Source organism: Pseudoalteromonas spongiae UST010723-006 (assembly GCF_000238255.3).
Lineage (GTDB): Bacteria > Pseudomonadota > Gammaproteobacteria > Enterobacterales > Alteromonadaceae > Pseudoalteromonas > Pseudoalteromonas spongiae.
In genome coordinates this window covers 444,371-460,555 of record NZ_CP011040.1, presented here as the reverse complement: position 1 = coordinate 460,555, position 16,185 = coordinate 444,371, and the positions used below count along the sequence as shown (strand labels likewise).

Sequence of the window (16,185 nt, the reverse complement as noted above, 5' to 3'; positions counted from 1 at the left end):
ATAAATAAAACTCAACAGACCTATTAATTATTGCAATTAATAATTAATATCATTAACATCCGCACTAATTTTTTACTCAAGTATCGGATAAACCATGTTAAAAACCTCCCTCAGCCTAACCGCACTCTTTGTTTCTAGTGCCGTATTTGCCGACGCACCCAACGCCGAGCAGCAAGCCAAAGATATGGAACGCATTATCGTAACGGGCAGCCGTGTTGAAGAACGTTTAGATGAAGTAACAGCATCGGTAGTGATCGTTGATCAGCAAGCACTACTAAGAAACATGGAAGTAACCAATGAATTGCAAAGCATTTTAGCCATTCAGGTACCAGGTATGGGGCCAAACACGGGCACTAACAGTAGTTCAGGTCAAAACTTACGTGGCCGTAGTGCGCTTGTATTAATTGATGGTTTACCGCAATCTACTCCCCTTAGAAATGGTCGTTTAGCAATTCGCTCTCTTGATCCTAGTGTTATTGAACGCGTTGAAGTGATTAAAGGTGCTACCTCAATTTATGGTAACGGTGCTGCGGGCGGTATCATCAACTACATTACTAAAAATGCCGACAGCAAAGACGGCTTTAACGGTAAACTTAATCTTGCGACTAATTTTTCAGCAACCGACTTCGACGACAGCTTAGGCAAACGTGCCGATGTAACACTGGATGGTCGTAACGATAAGTTAAGTTTTGTTGCCAATGTCGCTTATGAAGATAACGGCATTATTAAAGACGCCGACGGCGACCCGCTTGGTTTACTTTATGGTATGTCTGGCTTTGAATCAAAAAATGCATTTACTAAAATCGGCTACGACCTAACCGACCAAAGTGCGCTGTCGCTTACTTACAACTATTTTGAAGGTCAGCAAGAAACCGACTATATCAGCATCAACAAAACCGTTAACGACGGCGAAAAAAGCTACGCTGAGAAAAACACCAGCGGAATCAAAGCGCCGGGCGATCCGCAAGGGCCGCGTGGCAACCACAACTTAAAGTTACAATACGAGCACGCTGAAATCTTTACCGATACCTTGTTTACCGGTGATGTTTACTGGCAGAAACTTGAAAATGTGTTTTTCTACAGCACTAAATTCCGTGATCCTGAGCTAGGTTTAGCGGGCGGTCAGTCTATGATTGAGTCTGAAAAAACCGGTATTCGTGCAAACTTTAATACTACAGTTGATTTTGATAACACTGCGGCCAGCTTCACTTACGGTATTGATTTACTCAACGATGTGACAGCGCAAACCATGGTAGATGGTCGTGATTGGACGCCTGAAATGGACATGGATAACGCCGCGCTTTATTTACAATCAAAGTTCGTAATTAATGATGATTGGGTAGTAAAGGCAGGTCTTCGCCATGAAGAAATCGATGTATCGGTGAATGACTTTCAAACTCTTATGGTGTGTCGCAAAACTTGTAGTGACGTAGTCAATGTCGCTGGCGGCGATATTGAATACAGCGCAACAACCTACAACCTTGGTTTACGTTACAACGCGTTTGACACCTTTATGCCATTTGTAAGTTATTCTGAAGGCTTTGATGTGACAGATTTAGGACGTACCTTACGCACCGCATCTGCACCAAGCATCAATAAAATTGATACAGATGCGTCAATCATTAAAAACTATGAAATTGGTTTTGACGGCTACTACGGCATTTTCAACTATCAGTTTGCCACTTTCATCAGTAAATCAAATATCGGTACCAGCCTTGTAGAAGATGCAGCAACAGGCAAATACGAAAGCGTGCGCTCGCCACAAGAAATCTACGGTTTTGAAGCCGCACTTGAAGCAAAACCAAGCGATACCCTGACACTCGGTGTTAACTACAGCTGGTTAGAAGGTAAAAACACCGATACCGATGAATACCTTAACGGCAGTACGATTAACCCGCCTAAGTTTGCCGCTTATGCCGATGTCACCATCACAAATGACTGGCACGCATCACTTACCATGATGCATGTTGGCAGCCGTGACCGTTTTGAAAAAGTAGGTGACGTATACACAGGCACCAATGGTCCGGTAAGTAGCTACAATGTTGTTAACCTGAGCACTTCATACCAAATAAGCCAAGATTTCAAAGTATATGGCGGTGTAGAAAACTTACTTAATAACGATTACTACCCTGCTCGCTCTCAGTCTTACACAGGCAGTGGCTACAATGTGAAAGGCAAAGGCGCTACGGTTAATTTAGGTATTAACTACCTGTTTTAATCAGTAATTAAATTAAAAAAGGCGCCAATAAGCGCCTTTTTTGTGTACTTAAAATACCATTATTGTGAATGTGCTAAACGTTTTGTAAAAACCCGATTTAGCCAAAGTGCCAAGAGCATAATTGCCCCGCCAAGCGATAAACGAAGTAAATCTGCATCGCGATTCCAAATCACTAAATTTACAACAATACCCGCCGGAATAAGTACATTATTCATAACCGCAAGTGTGCCTACATCAACCGCTACTGCGCCTTTGTTCCATGCAAAGTAACCAAAGCCCGAGGCGATTAATCCTAAGTAAGTTAAAACGCCCCATTGCGCAACTGTTGTTGGTAATTTATTAATATTGCCAAATAAGGCAAAGCACGTTGCCGCAACAATTAAAGCACCCACAAAAAACCAGGCAAATGCTGTTTTATGATCAAGCGATTGTTCGCTCATGACACGCTTATAAAATACTTGTCCGCTGGCAAAGCAAATATTAGCGCCTTGCACTAAGCATAAGCCAAACACAAAATCGCCATCAATGCCCTGATAGCGAATCGCCACCGCGCCAATAATGGCAATAATGGCTACCAGTAAAAACTGGGCGTTAAAGCGCTTTTCTAAAACATCGTTTAATAACGTGATATAAAGCGGTGTCATTACCGTAAACAACAGTACTTCAGGCACACTTAAATACAAAAAGCTATGGTAGTAAAAGCCATACATCGCGCCTAATTGAATCGCCCCGATAGCAATTAATTTAAGCGCGAGCGGTTTAGCAATACGGGTAATGTTTAAAAACGGTATAAACACCACTGCGGCAAGCGCAACACGCATTAGCACACTAAACCAAGCGTCGACTTGTCCTGCCAAGTACACACCAATTAAGCTAAATGAAAATGCCCACAAAATAGTGACTGAGATTAAGTAATTCATGAATAAATATGGATGGTTAATAAAGCTATGTTATTCCAAAGAGTGTAACCAATTCCCCATCACAATGGTATTAAAGACGCGTTTTCGACTGGTATTAAACTGATTAATTAAAACGGTGCTTGAAATTAAAACGGTGTTAGAAATTAAAAGTGATATGGCAGTGCCATACCACTTTTAAACGTATTGCTTACTAAATAAGTATTTACACTCTATTAGCCAATTAATCTTTTTCAAGCACAATACGATAGCGCGCTTTGCCCGACTTTAAATGCGCCAACGCATTGTTTACATCGCTCATTTTAAAGGTTTCGATGTGCGGTTTAATATTATGCTGCACCGCAAATTCCAGCATTTGGGCTATTGTTGCCGGACTGCCCACAGGTGAGCCTGATACTTGTTTTTGCCCGCCAATTAAACCAAACGCACCTAAATCAAGTGGCTCTAGCGTAGCTCCCACAAAGTGTAAGCGCCCTTTTGGTTTTAATGTTGAAAGGTATAAATTCCAATCCAGCTTTACATTAACTGTTGAAATAATGAAGTCGAATTGATTTGCCGCTGCCTCAATTTCACTGCTATCTCGCGAGTTCAGCGTATGGTGTGCTCCAAGGCTTTTTGCTTCGTCTGATTTTGCCTCAGATGATGTAAATGCAGTAACTTCACAACCCCATGCATTTAAAAACTGAAGCGCTAAATGCCCAAGGCCGCCAATGCCAATTACCGCAACCTTATCGGTTGGTTTTACATCAAATTGCACCAATGGGTTAAATACAGTAATACCGCCACAAAATAACGGCCCCGCAGATTGTGCATCCATGCCATCCGGTAGCGCAACAACAGCCTTTTCATTAGCTCGCACTTTATTCGCAAACCCGCCATGGCTCATTATCGTAGGCGTTGCCGCTGCGCATAAGTTTTCATCACCGGTATTGCACGAATAACAGGTTTGGCAATAGTCTGAATGCCAGCCTAAACCAACTAACTGTCCTTGTTGTAAACTATTTACGTGACTGCCAGTTTCTACAATACGACCAACAACTTCATGACCCGCCACAAGCGGGTATTGTGAAAACCCCCATTCGTTATCGATCATTGAAATATCAGAGTGACAAATGCCACAATATTCAACTTCAATTTCGACCTCGTGATCGCCTAATTCACCTACTTCAATCGTATGTTTTTCTAGCATGCCACCGGGCACTTTTGCTGCGTAAGCTGTAATCATGATTGGTTTCCCTTAGTTTTTACATTTGCTTAAGTGAGTACTGAACAACACAGTGTGGCGATCACTTAAAAGTCGCAATCTAATAATTTCATTGGCTTATCTGCCGCCATCACACACCCTCTTGCCTCATCGCTCGCCGCTTTACACTGCTTCAACATTTGTGAACTGCTCGGCGCTCTATCACCTAAAACACGCTTTGCATGACTTACCACTGTTTTACATTCAGTTACGGGAACGGGGTCAGCTTTTGAACAGCCACTTAAAAATACAATCGCAAAACTACAACTTAGCGAAAGAGTAACGCTAGACGCGCGGATTTTAAGATGATTCATAACAAGTCCTGAGAAAATAATCGTTCACTCAGTATAGTCATAAATTGGGGTGGTCAATTTGCTGTTAACGAATATAAGCCCACTTTGCATTCGCTATTGAGTGGGCTTAGTTACAGGTTAAAAGTTACAGGTTAAAATTTTGCAAGAAAGGTTTGATAAGCAACTTGCACATTTTTACTTTTGAACATTTCGCCGTGACCGGCATTTTCTGCAATTACCAGCTGCTTTTCGGCACTTGTACTTGCGTTAAATAGCTTCTCTGACAAGATTGCTGGCGTTTGTTTATCATCAGCACCGCCAATCACAAGCAGTGGCCCTACATAGTTTTCACTAAGTACCTGTTTATTATCAACCGAGTAGAACGCATCATCAATTTGCACATCAACAAATACTTTAGAATACCAAGGCATCGCTTCATCTACCCAATCATCCACATTAGTCGCCGAGCCTTGCATGACTAGCCCATCGACCGCTTTATTTTTGGCAAGTTGCGCAGCAATAAAGCTGCCAAGTGAATAACCATGCACAATCACTTTGTCGGCTTTAAGGGATTGCTTGGTATAGTCGAAGGTAACATTAGCATCTCTGATTAAATTAGCGATTGTGGCAGTGCCTTCGCTCGCACCTAAGCCGCGACGGTCAAATATCACGATGTCGTAATCGTATTCGGCAAGCTCAAGCAAGGCGTTGGTGGCCGCTTTTTCAACGCTCATGCCATTGCCGGGGATATACAAAACTGTGTTTTGTGTTTTCTCATTATCTAAGAACACACCGTACAAGGTAGTGGTTTTATCTTCTGACGGGATTGAGATCACGTTGACATTATGGCGCGGTGTTTGTGCATTCAAGGTGTTGATAAAGGTATCGCTATAAAGCGTTTTTTCATCATCTTGTGCAATAAAGCGTGACTCTTTAATAGTGGCCGTACAGCCGGTAAGCGCTAATGCAGATGCGAAAAAGACCAGGCGTTTCATATTTATATCCTTATTATTATTTTTAATATAAGAGCATCACCAATATGAAAAGTTCAACATCTTCATGTGTTTAGTTAGTAGCTTAGTGGCTGTTAAACTCTATTTTTGTAAACCCACTAGGCACAACTAATCATTCCTTGTCGCAACGCGAATGCCATTTTTATAAAAATAGCGTTTATCTTCTGCATCGTATTTTTCGTAATTGCGATGGCTTCGCATAAAGGTGTTCACATCTGCACCTTCAACTCGTGATCCATGCCAATAAACAAAATTTGCGTCGCGAATTGCCATATCACGATTAATCACAACCACAGTATTTAAATCAACGCCTTCAATTTTTTTATCTTGAAAATAAACCGCATTACCATCACTTGCGTAACTTGCAAAGCGTTCCAATAAGGTGAAATAGTCAGCATTGGCACCGTCTATTACTTTACCTTGAAAAAATACCTTGCCACCACTTACTAAATAATCATCATTACTGAGCACTTTTAACGGTGTTTGTTTTTCACCAAGTAATTGGTTTTTGTAGTAAATACGCGAATTATCACGACCGTAACTGCCGTGCTCTAGCAATAACGCATAACTGTGCGCATCGGCATTCGATAAGCGGTGTTGTTGATAAAACACCTGACTGGCATCTTTGGCAAAGCCGGCATTATTAATAATCTGAAAGGTTTTAGCATCAGCGTGTGCTACACGGTTTTTGCCAAAATAGACGCTATCATCAAGGGTAAAATAATCGTCATTAAATTGCGTAAAAGAATCGATATTTTGATAAGCAACCGACTCCAACCATACGCTTGATTGCGAGTCGCCATTATCGTTTTTCTGATAACTGGCATCAAACCAATACAGCTTATGCTCGTCATAAATAAACTGTTCATTGAGTGCGTTAACATGTAGGCCCGCAACTTGGGTTTTAATAAAACGATCATCGTGTTTAATAAATACCGAATGCGCATCTTTCACTATGTATTCATTTAAAAGCGCTAACGATGCAACATCAACCGCTTGCGGTACAAAATAATAATAAGCCTGCTTATCATCTTTCGTCCAAGCATCATTTATTATTTCAAAACTAGCTGGATTTGCATCACTAATGATATGCAACGGGGAATCTGATTGCTCAGCTAAGGCACTTTCAGCAACAAATCGGGATGGCACATAAACGTGATCTTTATCGCGCGCAATTAGCTCATTAATAAGTGAAAAAGTCATGTAATCAACTGAACGGGTGATCACGTCTGATTGGTAATAAATATTATTTTTGTCTTTAGCGAAATCGCGCGCCAGTACTTCAAATGTCTCAACATCGGCCCCTTCAATTAGGGTGTTGCCAAGCTCAAACCAATTCCCCATGGGCGAATAACGAATTTGCTGTTTATCGTATGAATAATAATAAGAATCTGATTTGTCTTCATCGACTGCACCAGAGAACCAAAACGATGGATTAATAAGGTAACTTAACCAAGGTCGGTCATCGGCGCGTAATTGTGATGCAAAACCCAAAAGTACCGCAATAAACACGGCACTTAGCCAGAATTTGCCATTAAACAAGAAATCCATTGCTTGATTAGCCTTTATTTTTTTATTTTTATCCTAATCTAAAACGTAATTTATGTCAGTGTTTATTATGACTAATTTGCATATTTAATGCGCAACTTAGTCGCTTGTTACTGATACTGAAACACGCTTTCTAGTGGCAAATTAAACACAGCAGCAATTTTAAACGCGACCTCAAGCGAGGGGGAATACTTGGCAGCTTCAATTGCCATAATGGTTTGGCGCGTAACGCCTACGCGTTCGGCTAATTCTTTTTGCGTCATTTCGCCATTCATAAAACGCAGCATTTTAATTTGATTAGTAATTTGAAGATCAGCCATATACTGCACTCATTCGGCCTTTAACAAGCTGCATTATATAGTTAACCGCCTCCGATACAATAAACGACACAACCATAATATGCAGCGCTAAAAATGGCAGTTGATGCCCTTTAGCTGGCAGCCAATTTTGCGCCTCAGCAGTGTACTGAAAAATAGCAATGCATACACCGGCTTGCAGCACCCACAAGGCATGCTTATTGCCAAATAAGTCAATTAATTTTTCTCGTTCATCAAGGGGTTGCTCTAACTCTCCGTCGCTAACCACTTGCAGTAATATTCTGCTCGCAATAGCAACCACAATCGAAAATACAATTGCCTTAAGCAATAAGCTAGAAACAAAACTAGCATCAGCTTGCATTTCAGGCGTCGCAGCAATCAAACGCGTTAAATAGAAATATAAAATGCCAAGTGTTGCCACTAAATCTACCGTTAGCGTCAACTCACGAAAGCTAATCGAATTAAGAAAATCCCGTAACTCATTTTTAGTCATGTTTGTTATTCCTTACATGAAGTTAAAAATATTTGACATGAACAAATATAAACCAGCACCTTAACATGTCAAATATTTTTTACTTTGAGTTAACCAAAACTAACATCATAAGACCTGAAGTTTTATACTCAACATTAACGTATTCAATAAACTTCAAACCAAACACCACACACAACAACAAATAATTACACTCTTATCGCATCAAACACCTCCCCCATATTTATAATAAAAACAATAACTGTTATCATTTGCTGTCTTTGATTTTATTTCTCGTTTATTTATGGAACATGTTTCGTCAAAAAGCAGTTTTAAAAAGGAAATCTGCTACCGTATTTTAATTTCCGCATTTTTAGGCTATGCACTAACTATCTCGGTCAGTGTATTAATTTCTTTTCTATTGCCTCTCTCACAAAAAGACGCTGTTGCTGCGAGCTCAATGTTGAGTTTTGCCCTTTATACGGGTTACATCATGTACGTATTTTCAGCCAAAAGTTATCGCAGTGTGTTCATTTATAGCTTGTTGGTGCTTACTATTAGCGCGCTGGTAAATGCGCTTATGTTTTGGCTGAGAGGTTAATATGAAAAGTGGATTTCGCCAGTCTATGGCGTGGCTTCATACCTGGACAGGCATTTTAGTTAGCTGGCTACTCTATTTTATTTTTGTAACCGGTACCGTAGGTTATTTCGACAGTGAAATTGATGCGTGGATGGCACCTGAATTACCAAAGAACACCGCCAATATTGAAACGTCGTTAACAACCGCGCAAACCCATTTGCAGCGATACGGGCAAGATGCCAAAGAGTGGCGTATTTATTTACCCCTCACTCGTAGCGAACCGCATTTATGGTTAAACTATCAACAAAAAAATGACGAGGATAAACTAACACGCGTTAGTAAAACTCTAAATGGCGAAACAGGCGAAGTACTTGAGCACCGTAAATCGGGTGGCGGGCAAGCCTTATATCGCATGCATTATCGATTGCATTATTTGCCTACCCGCTTCGCTTATTATTTAGTGGGTATTTTCACCATGTTTATGTTGCTTGGCTTAGTTACTGGCATTGTGGTACATAAAAAAATCTTTAAAGAGTTTTTTACGTTTCGCTCAAACAAGGGTGCTACATCTTGGTTAGACGGGCATAACTTAATGAGTGTTCTAAGCTTGCCATTTCATTTAATGATTACTTACTCTGGCTTAATCATGTTTATGTTCACCTACGTGCCGTTTGTTATGAACGCCAGTTATGGCTTTGAAGAAGAAAGTAAAAAACGTTTTTTTGATGAGTATTATCAACGCGGTGCACCAAATGATGCAGCTGGAATACCTGCCGCCCAATTACCACTGCCTGTGCTTTATCAAAAAGCGCAAGACGTATTAACGCAGCATAATGATACACGCCAAAGTTACGCGATGCGCATATATCACCCTAACGATCTCAACAGCTTAGCGGTGTTTTCACTTGAGCAAGCCTCACCAAGTGATGACGGTGCAAAACTTATTTTGCACGCCACTAACGGCGCACCGTACGCATATACACCGCAATTTGAAGGCACGCGTCATGTGCAATCTATCTTTTTAGAGTTGCATGAAGGGATTTTCGCGAGTTTACCCGTACGTTGGTTGTACTTTTTAACGGGGTTAACAGGCTGCGCCATGATTGCCTCGGGCATGATACTGTGGACGACAAAACGCCGTAAAAAAGCGCTCTCAAACCCTGCTGGTTTGCCATTTAGTTTTAAATTAACCGAAGGGTTAAACATAGGTACAGTGGTTGGGTTACCCGCTGCCATTGCCGTTTATTTTATTGCTAACCGTTTGTTGCCTGTAGAAATGGCAGCACGTGCAAACTGGGAAATGCACTGTTTGTTTATAACGTGGTTAGTGTTTTTGCTGCATGCGTGCAAACATTCTTGGCAAAATCGCGGCTCAGTTGCCTGGTACCAGCAATGGCTTATGGCTGCCGTTTTATTTGCGCTGGTACCAATCACCAACGGCCTAACCACCGAGCGTGGTTTAATTACCAGTATCAAGCAAAATGATTGGGTATTTGCTGGTTTTGATTTAGTTAATCTTGCCGCTTCTGTGCTTTGTATCTGTATTGCAATGCTTGTGAAAAAACACCGTTTAGTAAAAGCTGAAACAGCACCAAAAGAAAAGCAACGCCGCGAGGTAGCAGCATGATTTTATTAATTTCAAGCCTATTAATTTATCAAGCGCTTTGCTTATTTATGTTGGCGATGCCCAAATACACCAAAGCGCTCGGCCGTGAGTTCAAACCATCGTCTCAACAAAGCACCTGGTTCCGCCTCGGCGCGTGGCTTTTAATCGCTTTAAGTGTCATTGCGTTAACACTAGAAAATGGTTTTTCAAACGCGCTTGTACTGCTTTGCGGGTTAGTTACTGTGCTTGCGTGTTTATTGAGTGTGCTGTTTGAAAGAAAGCCTTTTTACGCGTTAGTGCCGGTTATTCCAAACAAGCAACCATTAAGCGCAATGTTTGCATTAATACTTGGGCTAGAACTAACCGGGTGGTATTTTATATAACTCGCACTGAAGTTATCGAGTCGCCTAGTCGTGCCTTTTTATGCGCTTAACACTGCATAATAAAGGCACCTTCAAGGCAATTAAGGACTGGTTAACGTATTACTTGCAACTAAACTTGCGCCACGATTCTTTCTGATATGCGCTAATAATCGCTGCTGATTATTTGGAAACTCATCGGTAAAAGTGCGCGCGTGACGGCATCCGTTAAATTGCCAAAATTGGCTGTTTTCACCAGCTACTTGATAGAGCGCTTTGCCACGAGTAATGGGGATCAATCTATCATCGTTACAATGGGCAATAATGGTATCAATGTTCACAATTTGCTTAATGTTACTGGCAGGTGAGCGTTCATCACTCACAAGCGCAGGAATACGGCTACTAAACCACTTTGCGATAGGTACATTTGCTACGACATCTCGCGCAAGGTTTTGGTAACTTTCAAAGCTTGAATCAATTACTAACAGGTCGAAATAACGCTCAAGTTTGCTTTTGGCCAAACCATCAAGGGCAATCGCGCCGCCCATAGATGTGGCGACAATCACTTTATGCTGATGGGCTAATCCGTGACTGATTTCGAACACAGTTTGTGCGTCTAACGCTAAGTTTTCACGGGTCGGTTTGCCGCTTGATAAGCCGTAACCGGAATAATCAACCAGCATCACATCGTAACCTTCATCAACCAGCCATACTACTTTCTCAACGGTTTGCGACAAATTACCACGATTACCATGGAAGTGGATAACGAGCCCTTGAGGGTTATCGCTTAAATGGTGTTGTAAATGTAAAGTGTTGCCAGAGCGAGAACGAATAAAACTGTCTTTCACTGGGTGTGAAAAATCGTCTTTTGAAAAGACAATTTTGTCATTAGGGCTGTATAAAAAATAGTTACTGCTGCATCCTTGCAAGAAAAGTAGTGCGCCAAGTATTAACCACTTCATACACACCTCTTAAACTGTGTTGATGTAGTTAGTTTTACGTGCAGCTAAGTCTGTTAGTTCACTTTTAGCGTTATTTATCCACTTTAATGCTGCGCGGTGCGCCAAGTAAAATGCCTAAATGGCACACACACACCGAGAAAAATGCGCTTAAACCAAGGGCACCGCCATAATCTTTAATAAACGGCACCAAGTTTTCAAACAATACTGAAAACAGTACCGCCGCAATCACCTGAGTATAAATCCCAAAGCGTTTAGGAGCGCTCATGCCAACAAAGGTGCTGCCAAAAAACACTAAACTATAAAGCGCAACATCCCATTGCAAGGTGTAAAAAAACAAATAAGCAATAATCGAAAGCGAAGTGGATGCTCTTATGCCATCAAACCGATTGCGCTTGGCAAGTAAATAGGTAGCAAGTGCGCCAAACAGTGAAATAAGCATTAAATCTAGGCTCATAACACACCTTTAATCAATACAAACAAAGCGCTACAGGTAAACGCGATTCCACCTAATCTGCCGCCAAACCCTTCAAATAAACTAATGCTTTTTATATACAAAAATGTGCCAATCAAGGCGACAAATATTAGTTCCCACAATGAAGTAATGGCTGCAGTAGAGCACATTCCGGCAAAGCAGCCTGAATAAATTGCTGCATAAGGGTGATGTTTAAACTCAGTTTTAAACGGGATAAAGCTGCCAATAAGTGCAGGAAACGTCGCCGCTAACACAATTGGTACCGCAAAAGAGGAATGCAGCACGTAACAGCTAACACTGCCGAGCAAAAATAAACTATAGATAAGGGGAGTAAATAAGGTCATCAAGACTATTTTAATCAAAACGCCTGTAGATAAATAGTCATACTTTTAGCCATACACAATAAACGTAAATACTTTCACGTAATTGTTACTAAATTTGTTTTTCACTAGTAATAAAGCCACTGCCTGATATTCTGGATTTTGGGGCAAATTACAAGGAATTACATGCTAACCTTTACTCAAAAAATCACCATTGCATGTTCAGCAATGCTGGCATTTGTGTCATTTAACAGTACTTCAGCTGAGCGCGAACTGCGTTCACCTCCACGCAAATTAACCACACAACAAGCCAAAGTCGCTGCAGCTAATTATCAAAAATACTGTGCTCTTTGCCACGGTGAAAACCGCGAAGGTCATAAAAACGATCACGCACCGTCACTTCGCAGTAAAAGCTTAATGGAATCAGGCATTGCCCATCAAATTTTACGACCAATGCAATACGGACGTGTAGGTACAGCAATGGGCGGTTATTTAGATGAGGTTGGCGGTCCAATGACATTGGATGAAACCTGGGATCTCACCTATTGGCTATTTGAACAGGCGGGTTACGATCGCTTAAAGTTTACCACTAATCCTGTTCACGGCGATATTAAGCGAGGTGAGCAAGTCTACCAAAAAGAATGCGCTAGCTGTCATGGCGATAAAGGCCAAGGGATCACCGGCCCTGCCATTATGAACCAATCAGCGCTGGCTCATAATACCGATGAGTTTATTCGCTATGCCATTGAGAATGGAAGGCAAGATACGCCAATGCAAGCGTTTAAAGATAAACTTTCAAGTGCTGATATTGACAATATTACCGCGTTTTTGCGCAGTAAATCGCTCGGTTGGAAAGATGAAACACCAGTACTCAAAGCACTGCCTACGCCAGAAAATTACATCGTAAACAAAAACGGCGACGATCCAAATTTTGATTTAAAAGATGGCATGTATGTGCTGTCAAAAGACTTAAACAAAGCGCTTCAAGCCAAAAAACGCATGGTGCTGCTCGATACGCGGGTTACATCGGTTTGGCAAACCGCACATATTGAAGGGGCGATTCCTTTCCCCTACTACGCAGATTTAGATGAAACTGTGGCTGGCATTCCAAAAGACGTGCAAATTGTTGCCTATTGTTCATGTCCGCGTGCGGCCGCCGATCACACGATTAATCGTCTAAGGCAACGTGGTTACACCCGCACAGCTGTCTTGTGGGAAGGTATTTTTGGTTGGATGAATCAAGGCTATCCGGTAAGGCGTGGCGATATTGACGGCGTTAACGATTAACGCACTTAAAATTAAAAGTCGGCGTAATCTACGCCGACTTATTAAAGCAATTCACTTAGCGTGTGAGTGCTGCTTGAAAATGGCTATAACATTATGATTTAACTGGTTGAATGCTGGCAAGCGCTTGGCTAAAGTCAGTCACTTCAAGCTCAACAATATCGCCTTCTTCAGCCCAGTTTACACCCACAACAATGTCATCATCTTTTAAATCTTCTAGCCAATAATCTAACCAGTCATTAATTGAAATTTCGCTTGGTGTAAATGCTTGCCATTCCTGTACACAGTGTGTTTCGGCCAACGACTTGCTTGACCAAACCGGCATCACCTCTGCATTTTCAAAATTAGGAGAATCTAATACAACCCAATCTTCACTTTCTTTATCTTGCAGTGCCCACACTGATTGGCTTGTTTTACTTTGCGCTAAAAATTCCGCTAAGATTTCGCGTTGGTTGGTATCACTCATAGCATCTCCTACTGTCTGTGTTATGTGTGTGAGATTATACCTTTTATGTGACAAATTTATCGCATAGAAATGTAACTCACGCATTTTAATTGCCGATTATCACAAAATGTTTGAATCACTTTGTAACAGTTCTACTGTTCCTTTATTGCATCATTTTTTTTACTCTAATGAAAGTTATCAATTTAGGAGAAAGCAATGAAAGATCTACAAAAATTAGTTGGCAGCCTAAATAAATCAGGTGCACTAAGTGGCTTTTTAGGTGGTGTAGCAGGTGGCGGCTTAACCAGCTTGCTATCAGGTAAGAAGTCAAAAAAAGTGGGTAAGAAAGCGGTAAAGTATGGCGCACTGGCAGCCGTTGGCGGACTCGCTTGGAAAGCTTATCAACAATACAGCGAAAAAAGCAGCCAAACTCAGCAAGCCGCTGATAGGCAAGCGTTTGATAACGCAATGCAAAATCGTAGTAGCCAATACCGCGTTGAACCGACACATATGCAAGAACAAAGCTTTGATGCGGTAGTAGAAGACGAAACGGGTAACGGCCAGTTAATTTTAATGCGCGCCATGATAGCCGCCGCGTATGCCGATGGCCATATTGATGAAAATGAGCGCCAAACTATTTTCGCTCAAGTAGAGCAAATGACACTAACACCACAAGAAAAAGCCATGTTGTTTGATGAATTACGTGCGCCAATGAGCTTAAGTGAGCTAGTTGCAACCGTGCCTAACGCACAAACGGGCATTGAAGTGTATGCAGCAAGCGCCAGCGCAATTGATTTAAACCAGAGTGCATCACAGCAATATTTACAAACTTTAGCTAATCAACTGTGTTTACCACGCGACTTAGTTAACAGTATTCATCATCAACTAAGCCAAGCTGATTAGCTAGAGCATCAACTAAAAAACCAGAGTCGCCTCTGGTTTTTTTAGTGTTATTACTTATACGGTGTGTAATTATATTTTTGCCCAGCAAGTGCAGCTTCGTACATAAAGCCGCCTTTTGCCAGCGTCATCACCGCCATGCCTTTACGGTATTTTGCTTTATTTTGCTTGGTGGAATTCGCATCGGTGCCAACACTTGAACTAACGCCCGTAGAGCCTGCCTGCGCTTGAACCGCTGCGGTAATAGCAACCGCTGACGCCCCTGCACCAAATTCAAAATTGCCCGAGGTAAATTCATCAAACGCGCGTTTGTCTTTTAAGAAAATGATTTGGCTGTAGGCTTGCCCGCCTGCTTGAAAGCCAACCGATAATTGACTAACACTTGTTTTACCCACCGCTTTGCCTTGCTTGTAAACCTGACCTTTACCAAAGGCCGCGCCTAACCCTAAGCCACCTTTACCAATGGTTGGAAATACCACATAGCCATAGGCACTATTAAAAAAAAGCTTGGTTTCGTGAGATTGTTTAAAATTTTGTAGCGTAGTTTGATATTCATCGGCACTGGCAAACGCACTGATGCTAACAAGTAGTAGTGACAGTATTGGTGTAAGAAACTTTCCCATATTCTCTCTCCTTTTACATGTTTAATTATCTTTGTAACTGACCGCGTATATAACTGTGCTGCTCAAATGGCATGTAACGCAAAAAGCAGCACGTTTAATCGATTCAAACATCGCCCTTTTTAGCAGGCGATTAAGGTTTATGTGAATTCGGGTTAACTAAACAATTAAAACTAGTTAATCACTTTTTCGATTTTGCCTTTATAAAATGCGTATTTTGGCTTTTTAAAGCCGTTCCCCGTTAGGTTACCGCCACGTAATTTTGCAATTAACACGTTAAGGCCAATAAACATCATCATGGTTAGCCATAAAAATAACACTACAGGCAATAAAAATACGCCAAGCCCAATAGCGGTTAACAGTGTTAATGTAAAAGATAGCTTATTTTGAAAAATTAAATTGCTCATAACTTTTTCCTTCTGTGGAGTGTGTATTGTTCAATTATTTCCCTTAATCCAAGCTTAATATTCAGCTGCTGTTTTATTTTTGCGCTATTTGAGCAAAATTTAATTATGGCGCCTGATTAACTTCCTATTGTGTTGCCCCATATTGATGTAGGAAGTTGACTTTGCTGGGCCCGAAGACATTATCGGCAAACTCACATAAAATAGCGTTTCCA

General features: G+C 41.3%; 19 protein-coding genes. 6 read left to right on the top strand and 13 right to left on the bottom strand.

The genetic code is table 11. The features are described 5' to 3' along the window. The first annotated feature begins 94 nt into the window (after nt 1-94). Nucleotides 95-2,218, top strand: a complete 2,124-nt coding sequence (locus PSPO_RS16370) for a TonB-dependent receptor (protein ID WP_010559480.1) — start codon at nt 95-97, stop codon at nt 2,216-2,218. 59 nt (nt 2,219-2,277) lie between these two features. On the opposite strand, the gene PSPO_RS16365 is transcribed toward PSPO_RS16370, so the two are convergent. The 7 genes from PSPO_RS16365 to PSPO_RS16335 form a co-directional block, all read right to left on the bottom strand. Next, on the bottom strand, nt 2,278-3,138 hold the full coding sequence (locus PSPO_RS16365; RefSeq protein WP_010559481.1) for an EamA family transporter: 861 nt from the start codon (nt 3,136-3,138) through the stop codon (nt 2,278-2,280). Between the two features lie 220 nt (nt 3,139-3,358). Next, on the bottom strand, nt 3,359-4,360 hold the full coding sequence (ahr, locus tag PSPO_RS16360) for an NADPH-dependent aldehyde reductase Ahr (protein WP_010559482.1): 1,002 nt from the start codon (nt 4,358-4,360) through the stop codon (nt 3,359-3,361). A gap of 65 nt (nt 4,361-4,425) precedes the next feature. After that, nucleotides 4,426-4,692, bottom strand: a complete 267-nt coding sequence (locus PSPO_RS16355; protein ID WP_010559483.1) for a hypothetical protein — start codon at nt 4,690-4,692, stop codon at nt 4,426-4,428. A gap of 131 nt (nt 4,693-4,823) precedes the next feature. Continuing rightward, nucleotides 4,824-5,666, bottom strand: a complete 843-nt coding sequence (locus tag PSPO_RS16350; protein WP_010559484.1) for an alpha/beta hydrolase — start codon at nt 5,664-5,666, stop codon at nt 4,824-4,826. Nucleotides 5,667-5,792: 126 nt separating this feature from the next. Further along, nucleotides 5,793-7,235 (bottom strand): DKNYY domain-containing protein, encoded by a 1,443-nt coding sequence (locus tag PSPO_RS16345; RefSeq protein ID WP_010559485.1) that lies wholly within the window; start codon nt 7,233-7,235, stop codon nt 5,793-5,795. A gap of 107 nt (nt 7,236-7,342) precedes the next feature. Continuing rightward, nucleotides 7,343-7,552 carry a helix-turn-helix transcriptional regulator gene (locus PSPO_RS16340; protein ID WP_010559486.1) on the bottom strand — a complete coding sequence of 70 codons (210 nt, stop codon included), beginning with the start codon at nt 7,550-7,552 and terminating at the stop codon, nt 7,343-7,345. Further along, nucleotides 7,545-8,042 (bottom strand): hypothetical protein, encoded by a 498-nt coding sequence (locus PSPO_RS16335; protein ID WP_010559487.1) that lies wholly within the window; start codon nt 8,040-8,042, stop codon nt 7,545-7,547. Before PSPO_RS16335 ends, PSPO_RS16340 begins: the two co-directional genes overlap by 8 nt. A 280-nt stretch (nt 8,043-8,322) precedes the next feature. Here PSPO_RS16335 and PSPO_RS16330 point away from each other — a divergent pair, with 280 nt between their 5' ends. The 3 genes from PSPO_RS16330 to PSPO_RS16320 are packed head-to-tail and all read left to right on the top strand — an operon-like array spanning nt 8,323 to nt 10,587. Continuing rightward, entirely contained in the window at nt 8,323-8,619 is a 297-nt protein-coding gene (locus PSPO_RS16330; protein ID WP_010559488.1) for a hypothetical protein, read from the top strand. 1 nt (nt 8,620) lies between these two features. Then, entirely contained in the window at nt 8,621-10,225 is a 1,605-nt protein-coding gene (locus tag PSPO_RS16325; RefSeq protein WP_010559489.1) for a PepSY-associated TM helix domain-containing protein, read from the top strand. Continuing rightward, nucleotides 10,222-10,587 (top strand): DUF3325 family protein, encoded by a 366-nt coding sequence (locus PSPO_RS16320; protein ID WP_010559490.1) that lies wholly within the window; start codon nt 10,222-10,224, stop codon nt 10,585-10,587. The genes PSPO_RS16325 and PSPO_RS16320 overlap by 4 nt, the downstream gene beginning before the upstream one ends. Nucleotides 10,588-10,667: 80 nt before the next feature. On the opposite strand, the gene PSPO_RS16315 is transcribed toward PSPO_RS16320, so the two are convergent. The 3 genes from PSPO_RS16315 to PSPO_RS16305 all read right to left on the bottom strand — a co-directional run bounded on the left by PSPO_RS16315 (nt 10,668) and on the right by PSPO_RS16305 (nt 12,341). Then, entirely contained in the window at nt 10,668-11,525 is an 858-nt protein-coding gene (locus PSPO_RS16315; protein ID WP_010559491.1) for an alpha/beta hydrolase, read from the bottom strand. 70 nt (nt 11,526-11,595) lie between these two features. Then, nucleotides 11,596-11,979, bottom strand: coding sequence for a hypothetical protein (locus PSPO_RS16310; RefSeq protein ID WP_010559492.1), 384 nt, complete (start codon nt 11,977-11,979; stop codon nt 11,596-11,598). Then, a complete protein-coding gene (locus PSPO_RS16305) occupies nt 11,976-12,341 on the bottom strand; it encodes a hypothetical protein (RefSeq protein WP_010559493.1) in 366 nt (121 codons plus the stop codon). Before PSPO_RS16305 ends, PSPO_RS16310 begins: the two co-directional genes overlap by 4 nt. Nucleotides 12,342-12,503: 162 nt before the next feature. On the opposite strand from PSPO_RS16305, the gene PSPO_RS16300 reads away from it, so the two are divergent. After that, nucleotides 12,504-13,604 carry a c-type cytochrome gene (locus PSPO_RS16300; RefSeq protein ID WP_010559494.1) on the top strand — a complete coding sequence of 367 codons (1,101 nt, stop codon included), beginning with the start codon at nt 12,504-12,506 and terminating at the stop codon, nt 13,602-13,604. A gap of 91 nt (nt 13,605-13,695) precedes the next feature. Here the strand turns inward: PSPO_RS16300 and PSPO_RS16295 are convergent, their stop codons facing one another. Then, nucleotides 13,696-14,067 (bottom strand): DUF2750 domain-containing protein, encoded by a 372-nt coding sequence (locus tag PSPO_RS16295; RefSeq protein WP_010559495.1) that lies wholly within the window; start codon nt 14,065-14,067, stop codon nt 13,696-13,698. 195 nt (nt 14,068-14,262) lie between these two features. Here PSPO_RS16295 and PSPO_RS16290 point away from each other — a divergent pair, with 195 nt between their 5' ends. Then, a complete protein-coding gene (locus PSPO_RS16290) occupies nt 14,263-14,949 on the top strand; it encodes a tellurite resistance TerB family protein (protein ID WP_010559496.1) in 687 nt (228 codons plus the stop codon). Nucleotides 14,950-14,999: 50 nt separating this feature from the next. Here PSPO_RS16290 and PSPO_RS16285 read toward each other — a convergent pair whose 3' ends face one another. After that, the gene (locus PSPO_RS16285; protein ID WP_010559497.1) at nt 15,000-15,569 is read right to left on the bottom strand and encodes a YSC84-related protein; all 570 of its coding nucleotides are present in this window, start codon (nt 15,567-15,569) and stop codon (nt 15,000-15,002) included. 170 nt (nt 15,570-15,739) lie between these two features. After that, nucleotides 15,740-15,973, bottom strand: coding sequence for a hypothetical protein (locus PSPO_RS16280; protein ID WP_010559498.1), 234 nt, complete (start codon nt 15,971-15,973; stop codon nt 15,740-15,742). Nucleotides 15,974-16,185: the final 212 nt, after the last annotated feature.